Source organism: Caballeronia sp. LZ024, assembly GCF_031451455.1.
GTDB lineage: Bacteria > Pseudomonadota > Gammaproteobacteria > Burkholderiales > Burkholderiaceae > Caballeronia > Caballeronia telluris.
In genome coordinates, this window is the sequence record NZ_JARUXL010000003.1 from 220708 (window position 1) to 244936 (window position 24229).

The 24229-nt window shown below is 64.0% G+C and carries 20 protein-coding genes and 1 pseudogene; 10 read left to right on the top strand and 11 right to left on the bottom strand.

Features of this window, described 5'->3' with window-relative positions:
• Positions 1–26: 26 nt before the first annotated feature.
• Both QCE48_RS18890 and QCE48_RS18895 read right to left on the bottom strand, forming a co-directional pair.
• Positions 27–335, bottom strand: coding sequence for a non-heme iron oxygenase ferredoxin subunit (locus QCE48_RS18890; RefSeq protein ID WP_309784417.1), 309 nt, complete (start codon positions 333–335; stop codon positions 27–29).
• Positions 336–365: 30 nt separating this feature from the next.
• Entirely contained in the window at positions 366–1421 is a 1056-nt protein-coding gene (locus QCE48_RS18895; RefSeq protein ID WP_309784418.1) for a fatty acid desaturase family protein, read from the bottom strand.
• Positions 1422–1607: 186 nt separating this feature from the next.
• Between QCE48_RS18895 and QCE48_RS18900 the strand changes: the two genes are divergently transcribed.
• A complete protein-coding gene (locus tag QCE48_RS18900) occupies positions 1608–2672 on the top strand; it encodes a LacI family DNA-binding transcriptional regulator (RefSeq protein WP_309784420.1) in 1065 nt (354 codons plus the stop codon).
• A gap of 72 nt (positions 2673–2744) precedes the next feature.
• On the opposite strand, the gene QCE48_RS18905 is transcribed toward QCE48_RS18900, so the two are convergent.
• Entirely contained in the window at positions 2745–4589 is a 1845-nt protein-coding gene (locus QCE48_RS18905; RefSeq protein WP_404982501.1) for a tannase/feruloyl esterase family alpha/beta hydrolase, read from the bottom strand.
• A 451-nt stretch (positions 4590–5040) separates the two neighbouring features.
• On the opposite strand from QCE48_RS18905, the gene QCE48_RS18910 reads away from it, so the two are divergent.
• Positions 5041–6543 (top strand): MmgE/PrpD family protein, encoded by a 1503-nt coding sequence (locus QCE48_RS18910; RefSeq protein ID WP_309784423.1) that lies wholly within the window; start codon positions 5041–5043, stop codon positions 6541–6543.
• Between the two features lie 38 nt (positions 6544–6581).
• Positions 6582–7043: a cupin domain-containing protein gene (locus QCE48_RS18915; RefSeq protein WP_309784424.1), complete on the top strand. Its 462-nt coding sequence runs from the start codon at positions 6582–6584 to the stop codon at positions 7041–7043.
• A 41-nt stretch (positions 7044–7084) separates the two neighbouring features.
• On the opposite strand, the gene QCE48_RS18920 is transcribed toward QCE48_RS18915, so the two are convergent.
• Both QCE48_RS18920 and QCE48_RS18925 read right to left on the bottom strand, forming a co-directional pair.
• Positions 7085–8395: an MFS transporter gene (locus QCE48_RS18920; protein WP_309784425.1), complete on the bottom strand. Its 1311-nt coding sequence runs from the start codon at positions 8393–8395 to the stop codon at positions 7085–7087.
• Between the two features lie 216 nt (positions 8396–8611).
• Complete coding sequence (locus QCE48_RS18925; RefSeq protein ID WP_309784426.1) at positions 8612–9706, bottom strand: tartrate dehydrogenase; 1095 nt, start codon at positions 9704–9706, stop codon at positions 8612–8614.
• A 109-nt stretch (positions 9707–9815) separates the two neighbouring features.
• Here QCE48_RS18925 and QCE48_RS18930 point away from each other — a divergent pair, with 109 nt between their 5' ends.
• Positions 9816–10742, top strand: a complete 927-nt coding sequence (locus QCE48_RS18930; protein WP_309784428.1) for a LysR substrate-binding domain-containing protein — start codon at positions 9816–9818, stop codon at positions 10740–10742.
• 20 nt (positions 10743–10762) lie between these two features.
• On the opposite strand, the gene QCE48_RS18935 is transcribed toward QCE48_RS18930, so the two are convergent.
• From QCE48_RS18935 to cynR, 4 genes are all read right to left on the bottom strand, one after another.
• Positions 10763–11986, bottom strand: a complete 1224-nt coding sequence (locus QCE48_RS18935; protein ID WP_309784430.1) for a PepSY-associated TM helix domain-containing protein — start codon at positions 11984–11986, stop codon at positions 10763–10765.
• Positions 11987–12165: 179 nt separating this feature from the next.
• The gene (locus QCE48_RS18940) at positions 12166–13146 is read right to left on the bottom strand and encodes a Dyp-type peroxidase (RefSeq protein ID WP_309785063.1); all 981 of its coding nucleotides are present in this window, start codon (positions 13144–13146) and stop codon (positions 12166–12168) included.
• 76 nt (positions 13147–13222) lie between these two features.
• Positions 13223–13600 carry a hypothetical protein gene (locus tag QCE48_RS18945; protein WP_309784433.1) on the bottom strand — a complete coding sequence of 126 codons (378 nt, stop codon included), beginning with the start codon at positions 13598–13600 and terminating at the stop codon, positions 13223–13225.
• 237 nt (positions 13601–13837) lie between these two features.
• Positions 13838–14770 (bottom strand): transcriptional regulator CynR, encoded by a 933-nt coding sequence (gene cynR / locus QCE48_RS18950; protein WP_309784436.1) that lies wholly within the window; start codon positions 14768–14770, stop codon positions 13838–13840.
• A gap of 225 nt (positions 14771–14995) precedes the next feature.
• On the opposite strand from cynR, the gene QCE48_RS18955 reads away from it, so the two are divergent.
• The 5 genes and pseudogenes from QCE48_RS18955 (at position 14996) to katG (ending at position 20813) form a co-directional block, all read left to right on the top strand.
• Entirely contained in the window at positions 14996–15277 is a 282-nt protein-coding gene (locus QCE48_RS18955) for a hypothetical protein (RefSeq protein WP_309784438.1), read from the top strand.
• A 78-nt stretch (positions 15278–15355) separates the two neighbouring features.
• A complete protein-coding gene (locus QCE48_RS18960) occupies positions 15356–16228 on the top strand; it encodes a CBS domain-containing protein (protein WP_309784439.1) in 873 nt (290 codons plus the stop codon).
• Between the two features lie 102 nt (positions 16229–16330).
• Positions 16331–17851 (top strand): DUF2252 domain-containing protein, encoded by a 1521-nt coding sequence (locus QCE48_RS18965; protein ID WP_309784440.1) that lies wholly within the window; start codon positions 16331–16333, stop codon positions 17849–17851.
• Between the two features lie 66 nt (positions 17852–17917).
• Positions 17918–18311 (top strand): annotated as a pseudogene (locus QCE48_RS18970) (DUF1801 domain-containing protein).
• A gap of 246 nt (positions 18312–18557) precedes the next feature.
• Positions 18558–20813, top strand: coding sequence for a catalase/peroxidase HPI (katG, locus tag QCE48_RS18975; protein ID WP_309784441.1), 2256 nt, complete (start codon positions 18558–18560; stop codon positions 20811–20813).
• A gap of 96 nt (positions 20814–20909) precedes the next feature.
• Here the strand turns inward: katG and QCE48_RS18980 are convergent, their stop codons facing one another.
• Positions 20910–21605 (bottom strand): mobilization protein, encoded by a 696-nt coding sequence (locus QCE48_RS18980; protein WP_309784442.1) that lies wholly within the window; start codon positions 21603–21605, stop codon positions 20910–20912.
• A gap of 203 nt (positions 21606–21808) precedes the next feature.
• Between QCE48_RS18980 and QCE48_RS18985 the strand changes: the two genes are divergently transcribed.
• Positions 21809–22957, top strand: a complete 1149-nt coding sequence (locus QCE48_RS18985) for a DSD1 family PLP-dependent enzyme (RefSeq protein ID WP_309784444.1) — start codon at positions 21809–21811, stop codon at positions 22955–22957.
• 12 nt (positions 22958–22969) lie between these two features.
• On the opposite strand, the gene QCE48_RS18990 is transcribed toward QCE48_RS18985, so the two are convergent.
• Entirely contained in the window at positions 22970–24136 is a 1167-nt protein-coding gene (locus QCE48_RS18990; RefSeq protein WP_309784447.1) for a mandelate racemase/muconate lactonizing enzyme family protein, read from the bottom strand.
• Between the last annotated feature and the right edge of the window lie 93 nt (positions 24137–24229).

Consider the following 24229-nt stretch of genomic DNA (forward strand, 5'->3'; position numbering starts at 1 on the left):
CCGCAACGGCTGCCCTCGTCATGACATCACACGTCGATCAGAATGCGTCCGCCTTCGACTCGCGCGGGATAGGTCGCGAGCTTCTCGCAGACGGGCGCGCAAAGCGGACGGCCATCGCGTATGTCGAAGCGGCCGTTGTGCTTCGGGCATTCGATCGTATGGTCCATCACGAATCCGTCGCTCAGATGGACGTGTTCGTGTGTGCACAGGCCATCGCTCGCGTAGACCTCGTCGTTCACGCGATAGATCGCGAAGGTCCGGCCTGCGTGATCGAATCGCATGACGTCTTCGTCTTCGATGTCGTCGAGCGCGGCAGCATCGATCCATTGGGGCATGGTGGAGTGTTTCCTTATGGTTGTGGTCTTTCAGGCCTGGCTGGCCGCCGGCACCGGACGCACTACGTGAAACGACGGATCGTGCGTCTGCTTCACCAGCGCCGGGATGATTTCGGCGTAAGCGGCGAGGGTGCTTCGATACGGTGGCGGCATGTCCGCTTTCACCGCTTCGTGCAGTTGCGGAAGTGCATGAAACGGAACCATCGGGAACATGTGGTGTTCGACGTGATAGTTCATGTTCCAGTAAAGGAAGCGGAACAGCGGATTCATCAGCACCGTGCGGCAGTTCTTGCGATGGTCGAGCACGTTCTCGGGCATGCCCGCATGCTGCGTGAGACCGAAGTACAGATAAAGCCAGGCGCCGTACAGGCTCGGCAGGCCGATGAAGAGTAGCGGCAGGATCGTGCGGAAGTACGTGCTCGCCGCGATCACGATGGCGTAGATGGCAAGGCTGATACGCGCTTCGCGGAACACCTTCGGCCATTCGGAGGCTGGCACGAAAGTGCGATCGTCGGCGTTCATCCTGCCGAATGCGGCGGTGATCATCTTCGGCAACTCGCTCGACACCTGCTTCAGCCCAAAGACGCTCGATACGAGTGCCAGCCAGTCGGTCGGCCGGGGCGCGGCGATCTCGGGATCGCGCCCGACCACGAGCGTATCCGTGTGATGACGCGCATGACTCCAGCGCCACACGGTCGCGCGACGGAACACCTGGAACGACGCGGCCTGATACAGCGCATCGTTCATCCAGCGTGTCTTGAATGCCGTGCCGTGTCCGGCTTCATGCCAGCGCGAATCGGCGGGGCTGCAGTAAAGCGTTCCGTAGACGAAGAACGCCGGCATCGCCCACCAGGAATGCAGGTGCCACGCGAACCCGGCGAGCGCGCCGCTCGCGACGATCGCGATGTACCAGAGCACGGTGTCGCGGATCGCGCGGGCGTCGCTGCGCTGCATCAACTGTTTCATCACGGGGCGCGGCACCGCGCACTTGTACCAGTCGGCGTTGACAAGCCCCGCCGCTTGCGCGCGCTCGCCTGCACCGCCGACGAGCCGGTAGTCCTCATGCCGCTGCGATGAATTCGACACATGCGTCTCCTTGGTCGGATGGTTGCCGATCTCACTGGAAGGCTCCCGGCGCCTCGCAGAGCGTCCAAGGCTCAAAAATAAGCCCTCCGCGAGCGCCGCTCAACGAGAAGATTGACGATTTATCGTCAATCTTCTAGCTTTGTGCCAAAGCGCGCTCGACGAGTCGCGAACCATCTGGAGACCGCCGTGCCGAATCCGTCCGCATCCCCGCGACGCAAACGAACCGCGCGTTTCGTGGAGATCGCAGAACGGGCGGGCGTCAGCCCTTCGACCGTCGATCGCGTGTTGAACGAGCGCGGCAGCGTGTCGGCCGCGGCGCGCGAGCGCGTCGTCGCGGCGGCGCGGGAACTTGCGTTGCCGCGTCTTTTGCCCGAAACGCAACACGGTCTCGTTCACGTCGACGTGCTGCTGCCGGACAGCGACGCCCCGTTCTTCCGACGTCTCGATCAGGCGCTGCAACGCGCCATGCAGATGCTGGACCGGCGGGTGATCGTGCATCGCGTGGCGCTGCCGCCCGCCGACGACACCACGATCACCGCGGCCATCGCGCAACCGCGCTACCGGCGCGCGGCGCTCATCGTGACGACGCACGATACGGCGCGCGTGCGTGACGCGCTGGCAGCAGCCATCGGGCGCAACGAAGCGGTCGTGACGATGGTGACGGATATCGCGGACATCGCGCGGCTGCACTACGCAGGCATCGACAACCTGCGTGCAGGCCGTACCGCGGGCTATTACATCGGCCGGCTCGCGACCCGGCCCGGGCGCGTGTTGCTGCTCGGCGGACGCATGGATTACCGGGCGCACGTCGATCGTATGGGCGGCTGTCGGGCGCAGATCGACGAAGCGTTCGCTCACCTCACGTGCGATCGCGAGACGTTCGAGACATTCGACGATGACGACCGCTGTTATCGCGCGGTGACGGCGGCGCTCAGGAAGGGCGAGGTCAGCGCGATCTATAACAGCGGCTATGGCTCGGCGGGCGTCGAAGCCGCGTTGCGCAAGTCCGGTGCGGCGCGCGATATCGTATGGGTCGGACACGAAATGCTCGATCTGCATCGCGACTATATCGAAGCGGGCATCATGGATATCGTGATCGATCAGGACCCGGACGGACAGGTCATCGCGGCGCTTCAGCACGTGCTGCATGCGTGCGGTGTCGTCGAGGCGGCGCCGCGCGAGGAGCCCGTCGAGTTCCGCGTGTTCTGCTCGGCCAATGTGCGCCATAGCGCCTACCTGAGCAACGAATGAATCCGCAAGCGAAACAGCCATTCGATGCGCGATCGAATGGCTGCGCGTCAGGCTGCGGGAGTGCCGGCCGGGTTAGCGGTGGTTTCCATCCTTGTCGTGGCCGTCACCGTGATAGGCGTGATAGCTCTTCCAGTCGTTGCCGCCCTTGCAGACCAGTTGCGAACCTTGCGCGCTACATGTGGCTTCGTAGCCCGGCGAATAGAGCCATTGGCCGACCCAGTGGAAGTCCGTGTACGGATCGCCATGCGGCCTGGAGGCGACGAAGTTCACTGCGTCGTCCGTGCTGCCCGACCCCGTATAGCGGGCCACGGCCGGATACGGAAACACGGGCCGGGTGCGGGTCGTCTGTCCGGTGGTGTCGACGATCGAAGCGATGATCTTGCCCGGCTTCGTCCCCGTCTCGGCCCATGCCATCACCGGCGTCAGGATGTCGAACGTGTTCGGACCGTCGCCGCCGCCGCAGTGAGCGACGCCGGGAAACAGATACAGCTTCGAGAACGTCTCGACCCGCTCGTCGCCCATGATTTCCTTCATCTCGTGGTAATACTCTAGCGTCGATTGCGGCGAGATATGCTGGTCTTCGAGACCATGCCACAGGATCAGCTTGCCGCCATGACGCTCGAAGGGACGCAGGTCCGGGTCGGTGGCCGCGAGGTAGTTCGAAGTCTGCACGGTCTTCACGAACGATTCGACGGTGAACTTCAGGTCGCTCAGCGTGGCGTTCGGATATGACGCGTTGAAGTAGTCGAGATAGCGCAGGAACGGCAGAACGAAGTTGATGCTGCCGCTCGGGCCGGCATCCGTCGTCGGCACGAACAGCGTCCATTGCAGTTCCGAGCCCCATTCGCGCGAGATCGGCTGTTCCAGATGGCGACCGTATGGGTCCGTAGCGCCATCGTGGATCTTGCGCACGACCGTTGCCTCCGCTTCCGAAAGACACGTCGCGGCGGCCTGTCCCTTCGCGCAGATCATCGTGGCGGGATCGAAGCGGCAGGCCTGCGGATTGTCGATGATGCCGTCGGTCACGCCATCGTTGGCATCGCAGGCGCTCAGGACGGCCGCATGAACGAGCGGCAGCTTGTCGGCGAGCAGGATGTACTTGCCGGTCTTCGGATCGATGTTCGCCGCGGCGGCCCAGCCGTGGTGGAACGTGTTCTGTACGATGAGGTCGTTGGCGGGCGCGCCGGCGACGATGCCGTCGAAGTCGTCGGGATAGCGCTGCGCTTCCATCAGGGCTTCGCGTCCGCCATCGGAGCAGCCGTCGAAGTAGGAATACTTCGCGGGCCTCGCGTAGAACTTGTTGATAATCGCCTTCGCGACCTGCGACGTCGCATGCTCCGCGCGATACGCGAAATCGATCTTGGCCTTGGGGTCGAGCGCCCAGGCGCCGTCCGGGGTTCCGGAGCCTTCGTGGCCCATGTCGGTGGCAGCCACGGCGATCTGTCCGTTCGTGACGGGCACGCAACTCGCGGCCATCGGCGCGTTGATGTTGAGGTTGCCGCATAGTCCGCCGCAACCCGTCTGCAAGTAGCGCTGCGTCCATCCCTGAGTCGGCAGGCGCAGTTCGAAGAGCGCGGCACCCGGTCCGATGCTGCCCTTCACGTCGCACACCGCCGAAGGCAGCTTGGTGTTGCCGACCATCGTTCCCGCAGGAAGCGCCGTGGCCGACGTGATCGTGACCGTGCCGTCGGTGACGCCGCTCAGGTCGAGCGTCGCCACTGCCGCGCAATTCATGGCGGGCATGATGGCGGGAAGATCCGCGAGGCCCGCCGCGGCGCTTGCGCCTGACGACCAGAAGGCCACCACGAGCAACGCTGCGAACGCGGCGCACCATCGGCCTAGTGCGCCTTGGGTCGACCGGCTCGGGCTCCCTGGCAAACCGCTTCGCGATACTCCTGCTTTACCGTCTACTGGCATCTTCGTCTCCGTTCGTTATCGTCGATCAGCTGTGTGCGCGCCTCGCCAATATAGGTGGCTAGCGCGCTGGAAGGTATGGCGACGCAGCGAGCAACGGAGTACAACGAATCGCGGTTTTCGATTCGTCACCGAGACAATCGAACGAGAGTTCGAATCGGCGGGCCGGCGGAAAAGGACGAAGAATCAAGGGGATAGGGCCGCGATGAAGTGCGGCGCGCGATGTTCGGTCGTTGATATCACAGCCATTCTGCGCGACCGGCCGATAAAAAAAATAGATAGGCTTCCTTCGATCTTCGCAACCGCTGCGGGTTGAACGTTTGCCGTCCGCTTCTGCTTCGCGGGTGATCGATGCCCGGATAACCCCGCCAGCAGCACGGCAATCGCGTTGCCTGTATTCTCACTGCCTGAAACCACGACATCACGGTTCAACGATAAGAAGAGAGACGCCTACATGAATCCTTTGCATCGACGCCATTTCCTCAAGACAAGCGTGGCCGCCTCGGTTGCTTCGGCAGCGCCCGTCCTTACCGCCGCACTCGCGCCCGCGGCCGCGCAGGCTGCCACTCCGGCCTCTGCAACGTCCGCGCAGGCGCCATCCGCGAAGCCGCCGAAAGTCACGCAAATTCTCGCCCGTTATATCGTCACCGCGCGCTATGAGGACTTGCCCGCCAATGTCCGCAAGGAAGGCGTAAGGACATTGCTCAACTGGGTCGGCGTCGCGGTCGGCGGCTCGCGCGAGGACCCCGTCAAGCGCTCCGTGGCCGCGCTCGGTCCGTTCTCCGGACCGCCGCAGGCGAGCCTGCTCGGACGCACCGACCGCTTCGACATCATGAATGCGGCATTCATCAACGGCGTGAGTAGCCATATCTTCGACTACGACGACACGCATCTGAAGACCATCATTCATCCGGCGGGACCGGTCGTTTCGGCGATCCTCGCGTACTCCGAATATCAGCCCGTATCGGGAAAGGATTTCCTCAACGCGCTGGTGCTCGGAGTCGAGACCGAATGCCGGATCGGCAATGCCGTCTATCCGAATCATTACGACGTGGGCTGGCACATCACCGGGACCTGCGGCGTATTCGGCGCGGCCGCGGCCGCCGGCAAGCTGATGGGGCTCACCGAGCAGCAGATGGTGTGGGCGCTCGGCCTTGCGGCGTCGCAGCCGGTCGGCCTGCGAGAGTCGTTCGGCTCGATGAACAAGAGCTTCAACCCCGGACGCGCGGCGGCCAACGGACTTTTCGCCGCGTTGCTCGCGGCGAGGGACTACACGAGTTCGGACGGCATGATCGAAGCGAAGCGCGGATGGGCCAATACGATCAGCACCAAGCAGGACTATCGCGAGATCACGGAAGGGCTCGGGCAGCACTACGAATCGACGCTCAATACGTACAAGCCGTTTGCGTGCGGCATCGTGATCCATCCGGCCATCGACGCCGCGATCCAGCTTCGCAACGAGAACCACCTGACGCCGGACATGATCCAGAGCGTCGATCTGAAAGTGCATCCGCTGGTGCTGGAACTGACCGGCAAGAAGACCCCGCAGATCGGTCTAGAAGGGAAGTTCAGCATCTATCACTCCGTAGCGGTGGCGATCATCGACGGCGCCGCTGGCGAGAAGCAATATAGCGACCGCGCAGTGCGCGACCCGCAGACCATCGCGTTGCGCGACAAGGTGAACGCGACGGTCGTGCCGTCGATCCGCCCGGAGCAGGTCGACATGACCATCACGCTGAAGGACGGGCGAAAGCTGCACAAGTTCATCGAGCACGCGATCGGCAGTCTGGAAGTGCCGATGAGCGATCAGCAACTGGAGACCAAGTTCACCGATCTCGCTGCGGGCATTCTTCCTCGCGAGCAGATTCAGGCGCTGATGCAAACGTGCTGGCAGGTCGAGAGCCTGCCGAGCGCCGCCGCCATCGCCAAGGCGGCCGTGCCGCCGCACGGCACCTGATTCGCGCGCAGTGCGACTTCATGGTCGGGAGACGAGCCATGCCCAAGATCGACGTTGCCGCCGTGCCGAAGGTGAAAGGCTCGGGTTATCCGGCGCCCTTCGATGCCCCATGCGCCGAGCGCATCCGTCAGCGGCTTGGCGAGGCGGGCGGCCTCGGCGACTTCGGCGTGAACCTCATGCATGTGCCGCCGGGAAACTGGTCGAGCCAGCGTCACTGGCACTCGCATGAGGACGAGTTCGTGTATGTCCTGCAAGGAGAACTGGTGCTGGTCGAAGACGAGGGCGAAACCGTGTTGCGCGCGGGCGATTGCGCCGCGTTTCCGAAGGGCACGGGCAACGGCCATCACATGATCAACAGGTCGGCAACGGTGGCGGTGTATCTGGAAGTCGGGTCGCGGATAGTCGACGACCTCACCACATGCTCCGATGTCGACATGATGAGCGCCAACACCGATGGTCGTTTCGTGCGCAAAGACGGCACGCCGTTCGCGCAGTCGTAGCTCGCAAGACGAGCGTCTTGCTGTCCTGCGAGCGCTCGTGCTCAGTGCCCGTGCCGTTCGCCAGCCGCGACGGGCGTCTGCTTCGATTGACGGCTCAGCAGCAACGTCACCACGGCCGAGACCGCCAGCGTCGCACCGACCACGTACAAACCCGCCGAGTAGCCGCCCGTCACGTCCTTCAGCCAGCCGATTGCGAACGGGCCGACAAAGCCGCCGAGATTGCCGACGGAATTGATCATCGCGATGCCGGCCGCGGCGCCGGCGCCCGAGAGGAACATGCTCGGCATGGCCCACAGCGGCGCTTTCGCGGCGCTGATGCCGATGTTCACGACCACGAGCGACAGGATGATCATCAGCGCGCTCGTGGCGCCGCCGGCAAAGACGAATCCGAGGCACGCGACGACACACGGAATCACCACATGCCACGTCCGTTCTTCGGTGCGGTCCGAGTGCTTCGCCCAGACGATCATCGCGACGACGGCCAGGACGCTCGGCACGCCCGCCAGCAAACCGGTTTCGAACGAGCCGAATCCGTACTGCCGGATGATCAGCGGCGCCCACAGGCCAAGCGTATAAAGACCCGCCGACGTGCCGAAGTAGATCAGCGCCAGCGCCAGCACGCGCGGGTCGCGCAAGGCGCCGAGCGCACCGGCCGTATGACCGGCATGCGACTGCTTGGCGTCCGCTTCCGTCTTCAGCTTCGCGATCAGCCAGTCGCGCTCTTCTGGCTGGAGCCAGTGCGCCTTCGACGGCGTGTCGGTCATGTACTTCAGCACGACGAAGCCGAGGATGATCGCCGGCACCGCTTCGATGATGTAGAGCATCTGCCAGTCGGCGAGACCCCAGACCGGCGGCAGCTTCATGATGGCGCCGGAAAGCGGCGAACCGATGGCGGTCGAGATCGGTGCCGCCGCCATGAACCACGCGGCGGCTACGGCGCGTTGGCGGCCCGGGAACCACAGGCTGAGGTAAAGAATGATGCCGGGAAAGAAACCTGCCTCGGCGACACCGAGAATGAAGCGCAGCGCGTAGAAACTGTTGGGCCCGACGACGAACGCCGAGGCCGCCGACACGATGCCCCACGACACCATCACGCGAGCGATCCACTTGCGCGCGCCGACCTTGTGAAGAATCAGGTTCGAGGGCACTTCGAACAGAAAGTAGCCGATGAAGAACAGACCGCCGCCGAGGCCGAATGCGGCCGGAGACAGTCCGATGGCCTTGTTCATCGTCATCGCCGCGAAGCCGACGTTGACGCGGTCGAGAAAGCTGATGAAATAAAGCAGCATCACGAACGGAATGATCCGCAGCATGAGCTTCCGGGAAACCCGGGCTTCGAGTTCGGAAATCATTTGTCTCCTCCTTGGAGGGTTGAGCGGTGCTCTATGGAATGGTTGAAACGTCCTTGCCGTTCGGTCGGCATTTTTTTAGGGCTGTCGGTGCTTGCGTCCAAAGCGCCGGGACGAGTCGATCCCGGCCGCGAAATGGCGCGGCCATCGGTTCGGATCGAGAATGGGCACGCCTGCCGCCGGCAGGCGTGTCGCGCGACGAGTCGCCTTGAGCCTGGCTTACGCGGCGTTGGCGGCGGGAACCGCGGCTTTGTCGAGGAGCGCGCAGACGGCAGCCGTCACCTGCGCCGTCGTTGCCGTGCCGCCGAGGTCGCGCGTGTGAAGGGACGTGTCCGCCGTCACGGCTTCCACTGCCTGCATCACGCGACGGGCTGCGTCGAATTCGCCGAGATGTTCGAGCAGCATGACGACCGACCAGAACGTCCCGACCGGATTGGCGAGTCCCTTGCCCATGATGTCGAATGCGGAGCCGTGAATCGGCTCGAACATCGACGGGTAGCGGCGTTCCGGGTCGATGTTGCCGGTCGGCGCGATGCCGAGGCTGCCGGCGAGCGCGGCCGCCAGGTCGCTGAGAATGTCGGCGTGCAGGTTGGTCGCGACGATCGTGTCGAGTGTTTCCGGACGATTCACCATCCGTGCCGTCGAGGCGTCCACCAGTTCCTTGTCCCACTTCACGTCGGGAAATTCCTTCGAGATTTCCAGCGCGATCTCGTCCCACATCACCATCGCGTGACGCTGCGCATTGCTCTTCGTGATGACGGTCAAGAGCTTGCGCGGACGGGACTGCGCGAGCCTGAATGCAAAGCGCATGATCCGCTCGACGCCGGCGCGCGTGAGAATCGAAACGTCGGTGGCCGCTTCGATCGGATGGCCCTGGTGAACGCGGCCGCCGATGCCGGAATATTCGCCTTCCGAGTTCTCGCGCACGATCACCCAGTTCAGGTCTTCCGGCTTGCAGCGCTTGAGCGGCGCGTCGATGCCCGGCAGGATGCGGGTCGGCCGCACGTTGGCATATTGATCGAAACCCTGGCAGATCTTCAGGCGCAGGCCCCACAGCGTGATGTGGTCGGGAATGTCCGGATCGCCCGCCGAGCCGAACAGGATCGCGTCCTTGTCGTGGATCGCATCGAGACCGTCCGCCGGCATCATCACGCCGTGCTTGCGGTGATAGTCGCCGCCCCAGTCGAAGTTTTCGAACTCGAAGGCGAACGAATCGCTGGACTGCGCCAGCGCTTCCAGAACTTGCTGGCCGGCCGGAACGACTTCCTTGCCGATGCCGTCGCCGGGGATGGTTGCGATGCGATAGGTTTTCATGTCTCCGTCCTTCAGATGTCGTAGGTGTGACTGAACTCTACCCACATCCGAGCTCGAAAACCGGTGCTAAACTCAAAGCATCTTTAACCTGAATTCACAAGTGGCAGCAATGCGCGATACTGTCCAGCCGGCCGATCTAGGCTTTTTTTCGACGCTCGCCGCGTCGGGCAGCCTGAGCGCGGCGGCCCGCGAACTGGGACTGACGGCGGCCGCCGTCAGCAAGCGCCTGACGCAGATGGAAAGCCGCGCGGGCGTGGCGCTCGTCAACCGGACCACGCGCCGGATGATGCTCACGCCCGAGGGCGAGCTGTACTTGGAGCATGCGCGCCGGATTCTCGACGAAATCGACGAGTTGTCGGAACTGCTCGGGTCCGCGAAGAAGAGCCCGAAGGGTCTGCTGCGCGTCAACGCGACGCTCGGCTTCGGGCGAAGCCACGTCGCTCCGGCGATTTCCCGGTTTGTCGCGCGATATCCGCAGGTGGCCGTGCAGCTTCAGTTGTCGGTGACGCCGCCGCCTCTCACCGACGACGCATTCGACGTCTGCATCCGCTTCGGCGAGCCGCCCGATACGCGGGTCGTCGCGAAGCGCCTCGCGGCGAACCGGCGGCTGTTGTGCGCGGCGCCCGCGTATATTGCGTCGCGCGGCATGCCGTTGACCGCGCACGACCTCACGCGGCACAACTGCATCGGTATCCGCCAGGGCGACGAAGCCTACGGCGTGTGGCGCCTGAGTGCGGGCAGGGGCGCGGCGCGCAAGACGGAGGCGGTACGGATCAATGGCACGCTGACGACGAACGACGGCGAAATCGCCGTCAAGTGGGCGCTGGAGGGACACGGCATCCTGATGCGGGCCGAATGGGACATCAAGCAGTATCTGGCCGACGGTTCGCTGGTGCGCGTGCTTCCGGATCACGAGACGCCGAACGCGGACATCTTCGCCGTCTATTCGCAGCGGCATCAGATGTCGAATCGCATTCGTGCGTTCGTCGACTTTCTCGCGCTCGAACTGAGCGGCGAGACGGGCGAACGCGCGTAGTCCGCGCGCTCGCGGGCGGGTCAGGAAGAGACGGAGTTGCCGCGCACGGCGCGGGTTTCCTTGGCTACCGCCGATTGTCGCCGGGCGGAACGCTTTCTGATCCAGATCATCAGGCCAGTTGCGCTCAACATCGCGACGGCGATGCCCACGGCGCTGACCAGAATGCGTCCCGGAATGCCGGCGATTCGCCCGGAATGCAGCGGAAACTGGGCTTGCATGAAGATGTCGCCCGCCGAACCCTTGCCCGGAATCGACGATCCGACGAGCTTGCCCGTGCTCGCGTTGTAGTGCAGCCAGGGATTGCCGAGGCCGACATCGCCGTGATCGTGTCCCGGCGCGAAAAAGCCGACGGCATACGCATGCAGCGCGGACGCGTAGTAGAGCGCGCCCGGCGGCGCCGCGAGACCGCGCTCGCGCCCGTCCTCGATCGCCCGCGCAAGCACCGCCTCACGAGTGAGCGGCGTCGCGCCCGGGCTTGACGGGCGGGCGAGTTCGGGGTTGTTCAGGATCGTCGGCGCGAGCGGCGAAAAAACGGAGACGATGGGTCGCATAATCGGATCGGCAAGATTCATCGATACCGAAGTGAGCGCCATCATGAGCAACAGACCCCAGATCCAGACGCCGCCCGAGCGATGCAGGTCGAAGGTCAGCGCGTAACCGCCGCGCCCGAAACGGAACGCGAAGGACTTGCGCCACGCCTTCACGCTCGGGAAGGACAGGATCAGCGCGATGCCGCTGTCGAAAAACCACAGAATGCCGACGATGCCGAGCAGCCACGTCCCCACGTCCAGCCCGCCGACGAACGGCAGGTGCAGCGTGTAGTGAAGCTTGTAGATGAACGGCAGCAGGTCGATGCGCGCGAGCGACACCGCACCCCACTCGCGCCGGCCTTGCACCTCGCCGGTCGCGGGATCGACGGCAAGCTGGTTGAAGTCGACCTTGTACGCCTGGCCGGTGGCGGGATCGGTGCGCGGCAGCACCATCATCTGCTGCGTGTGGCCCGGCTCGACGCCGAGCGGCAGATACGTCACCTCGATCCGCGGATCGGCGGCTTCGACGCGCCGCGCCAGTTCGAGCGACGATAGCGCCGGACCGTCCGTGCGCGCGTAGAAGAACGAGGGATTGAGCGCCGCGTCGAGTTCGTGATCCCACGCGATGATCGCGCCGGTCAGTCCCGAGACGAAAAGGAACAGCGCCGTCGCGACGCCGAGCCATCGATGCAGACGAACGAACCACGGCCTCATCGTTGCCGCGCTCTGACGAAGGATCGCTGCGCGACCACGAGAATCATAAATCCACCGCTACGTAAATAGGAATTGTTCGCATTCTAGCGGTGGCGCGACACGAGAGCAAGCCGAATGTAATCGTTTGACAACGGGAACGCATCGGGATCGCAGACCCGACCTGCGAACGCCTTCGCCAATCATGCAGCTGAGGGAGACTGATCGGCGGGAGACTTCGGGCGGCGATCCGCGAGCGCTTCGAGCAGCGGCGCCGACGGGACGAAGAACAGCCCGCCGGTGACCGCGCGGCTGTAGTCGAGCAGCCGGTCGTAGTTACCGGGCGGCCGTCCGACGAACATGTTCTCGAGCATCTGTTCGATCGGTTCGGGCGAGGCAGCATAGCCAATGAAGTAGGTCCCGAACTCGCCGGCGCCCGGCCGGCCGAAGGCCATGTTGTGGCGCAGGATCTTGACTTCCTGACCGTCTTTTTCGATGGTCGTCAGCGAACTGTGCGAGGACGATGGCTTGATCCCTTCGGGAAGTTCGACGTCGGAGAGCTTTCTGCGGCCGATGATGCGTTCCTGTGCTTCGACCGGGAGCGATTCCCAGGCGGTCATGTCGTGCAGATACTTCTGCACGATCACGTAACTGCCGCCCGCGAACTCGCGATCCTCTTCGCCAATGACGGCGAAATCGACCGCCTCGCGGCCTCTCGGGTTTTCCGTGCCGTCGACGAAACCGACCATGTCCCGCAGGTCGAAATAGCGAAAGCCGTGCACCTCGTCAACCACCGATACCGCAATGCCCAGCCGCGCCATCAACTGCGCGGCGAGTTCGAAGCAGAGATCCATGTGGTCGGCGCGGATATGCAGGAGGATGTCGCCCGGCGTGCCGATGGCGCGTCGCGCGTGGTCGCCGACCTCGCGAAACGGGTGCAGGTTCGCGGGGCGCGGCGCGCCGAAGAGCGTGTTCCAGGCATCGGAGCCGAAGCCGCACACGCACGACAACTCGCCCGTGGGCGCGCGCGTGCCGACAGCGCGAACCAGCGCGGCGATGTCGGCGCACAACGCGCGCACGGTGTCCGCGCTTTCGACGCCGGGTTTCAGTGTGGCGACAAGGAAAATGGCGCTGCGAGTGATGGGATTGCAGACGGCTTGCGGCTCGGGGATGTCATCGGGCATCGGACGCATGCGCTCCACTCGTTGAAAACGACGGCAATCGAGAACGGGATTTGACGCCGGAGAACGAAAAGCAGATCTAGTCTGCCCTCAGACTGCATCCCTCTTGACCGAACGTTTCGCATCGGCCCAAGAGATCGATATTCGTGCGACGTGCGACCAGCCACGGGATACCCGCATAACTCACGACAGCACGTTTGACGCGGTATTCGTAAAGTTCGGGACCGACATGTTTGAAGAGTACCCGGTCCGCTGTGTGTTGTTCCGCATATTCCTCGGAAACCAGGCCCATCTGTGCTGCGCGATGCATGGCGAGCGATCCGTCGGATGACGACTGAAAGCTGATATTGGATAGCACGCAATAAGTGACCGAGATGGCGATGATCGGCTTTGCAACGACGCCCGCATATACGCGGACGCTTCCTTGCCTCTGAGAGGTCAGTGCTGCAACAGGCATGGCAACCTTCTCGGTGCGGGTTTACGTGTAGCGCATGTTAAACGCTCGCTAAAGCGGTGACAAGAAGAAGATATAGGGCTGCGGAATGTTTAAATGATTAGATGTTTTTGCGGTACTTCCAGGGGCAGCTTGTGCTATTTCAAATTCGGATTTAAACATCGCAATCATTTACCGATGTGATGGTAAAAGCGCATTGCTAAAGAATCGAACGTTCGAACTTTCTGAGCGACGTGATGTTCAAGGCGCACCGCTATCGGTAGCCGCGAAATCCTGTAGTGCTGACAGTTCGCCCTCGCGCAGCATCTCCTTTAGCAACGTGCAGAACCTGACCGATGCCGCCGTTCGATAGGCCCGACGACGCTTGAGGAGTGCGACCGTCCGCGTCGGAAACGGCGGGTCGAGCGGCACATACGCGAGGTCGCCGTGCTCGCGTTGCATCGCGCTCGGCAAAATCGCCGCAACATCGCCGCGGCGCACGATCTTCAGCACCGCGCTGATCGAATTGGCCTGCAGTGCGATGTTCGGCTTGATGCCATGCCCGTGAAAGTAGTCGTCGATATAGCGGCGGGACACGAAGTTGCCGGTCAGGAGCGCAAGCGGAAGCTCTGCAAGCTGGGCCGGCGACACGGCCGCCGCGCCGCGTGTGAGCGGATGCGAGCCTCCCGCGACGAGCGTCAGTCGCTCGACGAAGAGCGGTTCGATGTCGATGTCGTCGGAGCGGATGTCCGTAAAGCCGATCGCGACATCGACCTGATCGTCGCCCAGCGCGGCTTCGATCGCTTCGAGCGACATCTCCGAAACCTCGATCGTGATCGCGGGATGGAGCGCGTGGAATTCGGCGACCAGCGGTCCCACCAGATATTCGGTGAAGGTCGGCGTGACGGCGACGCGCACGTGGCCGCGCGACAGATCGCGCACGTCGTGCAATGCGCGGCGTCCGGCTTCGAGATCCAGCACCGCGCGCCGCGCGAATTCGATGTAGGCAAGACCGAAATCGGTCAGCCGGACGACCCGCCCGCTGCGATCGAACAATTGCCCGCCAAGCTCGCTTTCGAGTTGCCTGATCTGCTGCGACAGCGCGGGTTGCGACACGCTGAGCGTCTCGGCTGCGCGGGTGAAATTGCCCTGTTCGGCTACTGCGATGAGATACCGGATGTGTCGAAGCAACACTTGGGTCTCCATAAGCTGTTGTTATTGCCCTGATCCGAATCCAGTCTTGGACGGCGCGATGCTCGTTCGGCACAATCGATACGACCGGCGCGGATGTTCGTCGTCGGTATCGAGGAACGGGGCGTCTTCATTTGGCGCTGATTGTATGCCAACGGCATGCTCCGGCGGGCGGCCTGCCCGGTGGAACGCGTCCGCGCGTATGCGCGAACTGACGGGAGATGCGAAATGGAAATCGTGATCGTGGCGGCAATCGTCGTCGTGGCGCTCGGAGCGTTCGCCACCTTTACGATTGCAGATCTGCTTCCCCCGGATGTCGCGGCGAAAGCGGAAGAACACGGCCGTTTCGCCGGCCTCGCAAGCGAGAGCGCGCAGGAGCCGTCTCCATCGGTCGCGCTCGTCGGCGGAGCATCGGCGCGTCGCGACAGGACACGACAGCGTCGCCAGGTTCGCACGCTCTCCCGCAGCGATGCGCCTGGCAGGCGTGCGCTGCGGCGTCTTGCAAGGTGAACGGCTCGCGCGGATAAGCGCATGACGGGGAAGGCTGCATGAGGCCGGATCGGAGCGCGTGACCAGCCGGAGGTGTGCGTGACGACACTATCGAACACGAATCCGCATCGCGCGCACCGGCGACTTGCCGGGCGCCTGAGCGTTGCGGGCATTGCGGGCGCGGCCGTTATGCTTGTCGTCTGCGTGGCGGTGCTGCTTGTGCTTCATGCAATCGGCCCGGCGTTCCATATCGACGTGGGGGAAGTTCGTCCGTTCACCTTGCGCGACGAGAACGGGCTGAAGCTGATGCTGGCGGCCGCGTCGGCTTACTGGATGCTTGCCCGCGTTTGCAGGAACCCTGGCGCGCGCCAAGAACGCACAGGCATCGACAATCGCAGCGACGACAAGCCGTCCAACGTCGTATCGATGAACATGATCCGAAGCCATTCGCGAACCATCGAAAGCACGACGAAAGACCTGGAGTCGATCATGGCGGCAACGCGTGCTGTCGCGAGCGCGCGCATGCTGCGCGAATGCACCTGCGAGCAGATCATGACGCGCAACGTCGTCACGGTTTCGCTCGATACACGGCGACGCGTCGTCGAAAAAATACTGGAGCGCCACCGGATTCGTGCATTGCCCGCGGTTCATGCCGATGGCCGGCTGGCAGGCATCGTGACGCGCGGGGATCTGGAGAAGCTCGGGCGGCCTTCGCTCGTCGTATCAGATGGCATGCGCGTCGGCCGTCCACGACCGGCGTCGCAAACGGTGGCTGGCCTGATGACGCGCCAAGTGGATGCGATCGACGCGACGTCGTCGCTTGAAACGCTGCTCGGGCTTTACGTGAAGAAAGGCCATCATCACATCCCGGTCGTCGATGCGCAACGCAGGATCGTCGGGATCGTGACGACGTCGGATCTCGCCGAACGCTTCGGCTGGCTTCCGGTCGCCGAGAATTCGCGGCGCGGCTAAAGCGCAGCGGCACCGCCCAGGCTACGCGCGAAGATTGCCATCGCGCGGCCGCGTCGTACGCGTTACGATCCGTTCATCCATCGACAGATGAATCGATCGAACATGAACAAGACGCGAACAAGCGTGCTCCCCGATCAACCCGGTCCCCCGTCCGGCGAAGAACCTGTCACGGCAGCCAATCAAGCGCCGGCCGGCCACGTCGTTCTCGCCGACGCCGACAGCGACAGTTATCGCTCGCTGCGGCGTCGGCCCATGTCGCGCGCGGAGCGCTTCGAACTCGGCCGGAGCCTTCGCGACCGGGTTCCGCGCAACACGCTCGGCGACTGGAAAGCTCCTGCGACGCGGCCGGACCCCGTCGAGCAGATCATGCGTTCGCACGAGGGACGGCTTGACCGGCTGATTCCAATCCGGGTCGGCCGCATGATCGCATCGCCCTATGGGTTCCTGCGCGGCACGGCCGTCGTGATGGCCGAGGACGTCGCCCATCTTCCCGCGACCGGCATCACGCCCGTCGTCTGCGGCGATTCTCATTTGGGCAACTTCGGCTTCTACGCTTCACCCGAACGGGATCTGGTGATCGACCTGAACGACTTCGACGAAGCGCATCCCGGCGCCTGGGAGTGGGATCTGCGGCGGCTGGTCGCGAGCATCTGGGTGGCGGGCCGGCATACGGGCGCGAGTGAAAGTCAGTGCCATGATTCGGTCGCGTCGTGCGTCGCCGCTTATCGCGAGGAAGTGCGTTTTCTCGCTAATGAACCGCTGCTGTCGCGCTCGTATCAGCGCATCGACGTCGACCGCCTGCACGAGACGGCAACCGATGCCGCGCTGCGCGGCGAGATCGCGCGCGCGGCCAAACGTGCGCGGTCACGCACGAGCGACCGCGCCTTGCCGCGCTTTACGACCGAACGCGACGGCCGGCGCTGTATCGTCGACGAACCGCCGTTGATCACGCGGGTTCCCGATGCGGAGGCGGAAAGCATCGCCGCGTCGCTGGACGCATACCTCGACACGCTGGCGCCGCACTGGCGCCGCGTGCTCGGCGGCTACACGCTGGTCGACATCGCGCACAAGGTGGTCGGCGTGGGCAGCGTGGGCTTGCGCGCCTACGTTGCGTTGCTCGAAGGCAGCAGCGCCGACGACGTCGTCTTTCTCCAGCTCAAGCAGGCGCGCCGTTCGGTGCTGGCCCGGTTCGTTCACGGCGATTCGGCATGGCACGCGCATCAGGGACAGCGTGTCGTCGAGTATCAGCAGGCGCTGCAGACGGTGAGCGATCCGCTGCTCGGCTGGACGTCCATCGACGGCCGGCAATACTACGTCCGCCAGTTTCGCAACATGAAAGGCACGATTCCTCTCGACGCGCTCGACGCCGCCGCGCTCACCGACTACGCCGGGATCGTCGGCCATCTGCTCGCGAAGGGCCACGCGCGCACGAGCGGCGCGTCGATGATCGCCGGCTACGCGGGGTCGTCCGACAAGCTGGACAAGGCGCTCTGCCGATTCGCGCGTGCCTACGCGGACCAGACGGAGGCCGACCACGCAGTGCTCGTCAAGGCGGTGGCTCGCGGCCTTCTGCCGGTCGAATATGTCGAGCAGGCGGGCGGGAAGACCGCGTTTCGTCCGTAGCGCTCAGGTCGACGCATGTATCGTGGCCGCAGGCGACCGGACTTGAAATCGAGGCATACGCATTCCATGAATCCATCGGAACACATAGACCAGCTGATCGCGACACTCACCGACTGGCGCGGCCAGACATTCGCCGCCATTCGAAAGCATATCCTCGAGGCGGACGGCGAGATCGTCGAGGAATGGAAGTACATGGGAAGCCCGGTGTGGTATCGCGATGGCATCATCGCGGTCGCCAATGCCCACAAGGGAAAGGTTCAAGCTGACCTTCGCGCACGGCGCGAGCATCCCGGATCCCGACAAGCTTTTCAACGCGGGTCTGGAAGGCAACGCGCGGCGGGCCATCGATTTTTTCGAGGGCGATAAGATCGATGGGCGCGCGCTGCAAAACCTCGTCGGTGCAGCGATCGAATTCAATCAACTCAAGCAGAAGAAAAAGGCGCCAGCGGAGCCCGCGTAAAAGGTCAGAAAGATAAAAGCCAAGCCTGACACGGCTGGCGCCAGCACCCGCCGCGCTATAGGCCGCACCTATCAGCGGCATTGCAGGAATCGACTTCTGTTGTGGGTCACACACGCTTATATTTAATTGGAGTACCCTCGCCGACAAAAGTCGCAAGCGCCCGGGGACTCCCCGAATGAATTGCCCGCGAAGGCGTGGCGTCCTGACACAACAAATAGTGGGTAAGTCCTCTCAAGGAGATTACGCATGTCAAGCGAAGCGAAGTGCCCGTTCCAGCATGCCGCCGGCGGCGGCACGACGAACCGGGACTGGTGGCCGAAAGAACTACGCGTGGATTTACTCAGCCAGCACTCCCGTAAATCCAACCCGATGGACGACAGCTTCAACTACGCCGAAGCCTTCAAGGGTCTCGACCTCGCCGCGGTCAAAAAGGACCTCGCCGCGTTGATGACCGATTCCCAGGAGTGGTGGCCGGCGGACTTCGGCCACTATGGACCGCTCTTCATCCGCATGGCGTGGCATAGCGCCGGCACGTACCGGATCGGCGATGGCCGCGGCGGCGCAGGGCGCGGCCAGCAGCGTTTCGCCCCGCTCAACAGTTGGCCGGATAATGTCAGCCTCGATAAAGCCCGCCGCCTGCTCTGGCCGATCAAGCAGAAGTATGGTCAGAAGCTTTCTTGGGCGGATTTACTGATTTTGACCGGCAACGTCGCGCTGGAAACAATGGGTTTCAAGACGTTCGGTTTCGCCGGCGGCCGCGAAGACACGTGGGAGCCGGATCAGGACGTCTACTGGGGCAACGAAAAGACCTGGCTCGGCGGCGACGTCCGCTACGGCAAGGGCGCCGCCGGCGACGACGATGACGAAGGCGTGATCGTCGCCGACGCGGAGCTGCATGGCGCCGAGGCGAGCCGGACCGACAACGGGCGCAATCTGGAGAATCCGCTGGGCGCCGTGCAGATGGGCCTGATCTATGTGAATCCGGAAGGCCCGGACGGCAATCCGGACCCGGTCGCCTCGGCACACGACATCCGCGAGACGTTCGCGCGCATGGCGATGAACGACGAGGAAACCGTCGCGCTGATCGCCGGCGGCCATACTTTCGGCAAGACGCATGGCGCCGGTCCTGCCGACAACGTCGGTGCCGAACCGGGCTCCGCTGATCTGGAGGACCAGGGCCTCGGGTGGAAGAACAGTTTCGGCAGCGGCAAGGGCGCCGATACGATCACAAGCGGCCTGGAAGTCACCTGGACCACGACGCCGACAAAATGGGGCAGCGGTTTCTTCGAGAGCCTGTTCGGCCATGAATGGGAACTGACGAAGAGTCCCGCCGGTGCCAATCAATGGGTCGCCAAGGACGGCGGCGAAACGGTCCCGCACGCTCACGATCCGTCCAAAAAGCTGCGGCCGACGATGCTCACCACCGACCTGGCGCTGCGCTTCGACCCCGAGTACGAAAAGATTTCGCGGCGTTTCTGGGAGCATCCCGACGAACTCGCCGATGCCTTCGCGCGCGCGTGGTTCAAGCTGACGCACCGCGACATGGGACCGCGCGCCCGCTATCTGGGCCCGGAAGTGCCGGCCGAAGCGTTGCTCTGGCAGGATCCCATCCCGGCAGTCGACCATCCGCTGATCGATGCACAGGACATCGCGTCGCTCAAGCAGAAAATCCTGTCGTCGGGGCTGCCGGTATCGCAACTGGTGGCGACCGCGTGGGCGTCGGCGTCCACGTTCCGCGGTTCGGACAAGCGCGGCGGCGCCAATGGCGCACGTATTCGCCTCGCGCCGCAGAAGGACTGGGAAGTCAATCAGCCCGAGCAACTGGCGAACGTACTGAAGGTTCTCGAAGGCATTCAGGGCGAGTTCAACGGTGCGGGTTCCGGCGGCAAGAAGGTGTCGATCGCCGACCTGATCGTGCTCGCCGGGAGCGCTGCCATCGAGCAGGCGGCGGAGAAGGGCGGCCAAAAGGTGACGGTGCCGTTCACGCCGGGGCGCATGGACGCCTCGCAGGAACAGACCGACGTGCAATCGGTCGGCGCGCTCGAACCTTCCGCCGACGGCTTCCGCAACTACGTGAACCCTAGGGTAGGCGTCCCGGCGGAGACGTTGCTGATCGACAAGGCGCAATTGCTGACGCTGACCGCGCCCGAGATGACGGCGCTCGTCGGCGGATTGCGAGTCCTGAACGTTCACAGCGGGCAAGAGTCGCACGGCGTCTTGACGGATCGGCCGGAAACGCTCACGAACGACTACTTCCGCAACCTGCTCGACATGCGCACGGAGTGGAAGCCGCTCTCGCGCAGTGTGTTCGAGGGGCGTGACCGCAAGACGGGCGAGGTGAAGTGGACCGGCACGCGTGTCGATCTGGTCTTCGGTTCGCACGCCCAGCTTCGCGCTTGCTCGGAAGTTTATGCGAGCGAGGACGCGCAGGAAAAATTCGTCCGCGATTTTGTCGCAGCCTGGGTCAAGGTGATGAACCTGGACCGTTTCGATCTCGCCTGAAACGCCGCGTCGCCCCGTCAGTATTCTCAAACTGGCGGGGCGACGCGAATGGCTTCGGTTCACAAGCCGACTGACCCGCCGGCAGCGTTATGGCCGCTACGGCGCGATCTTGTCGATTTCTTCGTAAGCACGGTTGAGCCAGACCTTCACGCGCTGTCGCTCGAGCATGCCAAGCCCGGTGCTCGCGCGATCCGGATGATGCGCCGCCGCCCAGAAGCTGGCATTTCTCTGATCGATCTTCTGCATCGTCGTGTCGGGGAGATGGCGCAGCGACACGATGCTCGCGCCAAGCGCTTCCGCCCGCTGGCGTTCGCCCGACGCTTCCAGCAGTTCGAAGCGATCGCCGCGGATCTCGTTCAGCACGATCACAAGACGCAACTTCCCGCCGAACCGGTCGAGCCATTGCCGCAGCAGATCGACCGAATCGCGGCCGGCGTCCATCACGTGCCACCACGTGAGCGCGATCCCGTTTTCCTGCGCGATGCCGAGCACGTCGGCGTCGTCGAACCACTGCGAGATCGACTGCTGCGTCTGCGCCGCGAGATCGACCACGATGCGGCGCTCGGGCTGTTCCAGCGCGTGTTCGATCACCGGGTCGAGACTGTCGTGGTCGTCCAGCACCGCGGGCGCGGCAAAATCGGCGTAGTAGCGCAGCAGCGCGCCGTGCGAGCGGTCGGTGTCGAAGCCGAGGAACGGCAGATTGCGGTCGATGAAATACTGCGCCAGCACGCGGGCGACGAGCGATTTGCCGACCCCGCCTTTTTCCCCGCCGATGAAGTGCACGAAACTCATGTGTTCGAATCCTTGTTGTCCTGAGTGGGGCGGCCATGCTTCGCAGCCGATGCGGCCGCGCTACAGGCTACACGGGCAATATTCGCGCGGGCGGGCTTTTTTCGTGATACGCGGTTCGTGGATTCGTGACGAACGGCTGCAATACAGATAAGGTGACGACGCCGCCTGCGGTCCATCCTCCACCCCGAACCGACGAGAACGACATGACTTTGGTTGCTCCTCCCGCTGCACGCCTCGGCGCGACACTCGCCGAAATCGGCACGCCTTCGTTGCTGATCGAACTCGATGCGTTCGAGGCGAACGTGCGCGGCATGGCCGAATTCACTGCTTCATGCGGCGTGGCGCTGCGGCCACACGCGAAAGCGCACAAGTCGGTCGACATCGCGCGCCGGCAGGTCGCGGCGGGCGCGGTCGGCGTGTGCTGCCAGAAGCTGAGCGAAGCGTATCCGTTCGCGGCGGCGGGCATCGAAAGCATTCACGTGAGCAACGAGTTCGTCGGCGCGGACAAGGTCGCGATGGCCGTCGAGCTGGCCGCGCACACGCGCCTTAGCGTGTGCGTCGATTCGTTGCCGCAGGTGGCCGTGCTGGGCCTCGCGGCCGCCGAGGCGGGCGTCAGGATCGACGTTCTGCCCGAAATCGACGTCGGGCAGCGGCGCTGCGGCGTCACGCGGCCCGACGACCTGCTGCGTCTTGTCGACGCCATCGCGCAGCATGCCGCCTTGCGGTTCGGCGGGATTCAGGCGTACCACGGCGGCGCGCAGCATATCGCGTCGTGGCAGGCGCGCGGGGAGGCGGCGAAGCTCGCGGCGCAGCGCGCGTCGGAGTTCGTGAGCGTGCTTCGCGCGCGGGGCGTCGATGTGCCCGTCGTCACCGGCGGGGGCACGGGCACGGTGGAATTCGACGCGCGAAGCGGCGTCTACACCGAAGTTCAGCCCGGTTCCTATGTGTTCGGAGATGGTGACTACGGCAGCATCGAATGGACGGCTTTAGACCGGCCGCGGCAGAGTCTCTTCATTCTGTCGACCATCATGAGCGCGACGCGGCCCGGCATGGCGGTCTGCGACGTCGGATTGAAGGGACTGGCCGTCGATTCCGGACTGCCGCGCGAGGTGACTGCGCTTTCCCGTGTCGAGACGCCCGAACTGGCCTATGTCGGCGCGAACGACGAGCACGGCATGCTGGACGTTGCGGGCGGTCTCGAACGAGGAACGGAGTCGCTCGTCGGGCAACGCGTGCTGATCGTTCCCGGGCATTGCGACCCCACGGTGAATCTCTACGACGAATTCGTTTGCGTCCGAGCCGCGCAAGTCGAGGCGTTGTGGAAGGTCGACGCGCGCGGCTTGTCGCGGTGAGCACGCGACGCCTCAAGCGGACAGCTTTTGCATCTCGGCGAAGAGATCGGCCTTGCCTTCGAAGCCGATGCCGGGCAGGTCCGGCATCGTGATGTAGCCGTTATCGACCTTGACGCCGTCGGGGAATCCGCCGAACGGCTGGAACAGATCGGGATACGATTCGTTGCCGCCCAGCCCGAGGCCCGCCGCGATATTGAGCGACATCTGGTGTCCGCCGTGCGGGATGCAGCGCTTCGGCGACCAGCCGTGTTCACGCAGCATGTCGAGCGTGCGCAGATATTCGACAAGGCCGTAACTCAGCGCGCAATCGAATTGCAGCCAGTCGCGGTCGGCACGCATGCCGCCGTAGCGAATCAGATTGCGGGCGTCCTGCATCGAAAAGAGGTTTTCGCCGGTCGCCATCGGCTTGCCGTAGTAGTTGCGCAGCGTGGCCTGCAATTCATAGTCGAGCGGATCGCCCGGCTCTTCGTACCAGAACAGGTCGTATTGCGAGAGCGCCTTCGCGTACTGGATCGCGGTGTCGAGATCGAAGCGGCCGTTCGCATCGACCGCCAGCTTCTGGCCGTCCTGCAGCACGCTCAGGATCGAATCGATACGGCGCAGGTCTTCATCGAGCGAGGCGCCGCCGATCTTCTTCTTCACCACGGTATAGCCCCGGTCGATATAGCTGCGCATCTCGTCCTTGAGCTTTTCGTGGTCTTGGCCCGGGTAGTAGTAACCGCCCGCGGCGTACACGAAAATCTTGCGATCGGGCATGCCATTGCCGTATCGGTCGGCCAGCAACTGGAAGAGCGGCTTGCCTTCGATCTTCGCGACCACATCCCACACGGCCATGTCGATCGTGCCGATCGCCACGGAGCGCTCGCCGTGGCCGCCGGGCTTTTCGTTGGTGAACATCGTCGCCCAGATCTTGTGCGGGTCGAGGTTGTCCCCGGCATCATTGACGAGCGCGGCCGGGTCGGCTTCGAGAATGCGCGGGATGAAGCGCTCGCGCATCAGCTTGCCCTGGCCGTAGCGGCCGTTCGAATTGAAGCCATAGCCGACCACCGGCTTGCCGTCGCGGATCACGTCCGTCACGACCGCGACGAGACTCAGCGTCATCTTGCTGAAGTCGATATAGGCGTTGCGGATCGGGGAACTGATCGGAATGGTCTTTTCGCGGATTTCGACGATTTTCATGGATGTCTTCTGGTGGCATCGCGGGTGGCCGATGCAACGGGCTGTAGGAGTCGCTAGGTTATTCGCGAAAGGCGGCGCTATGATTCACCGGAA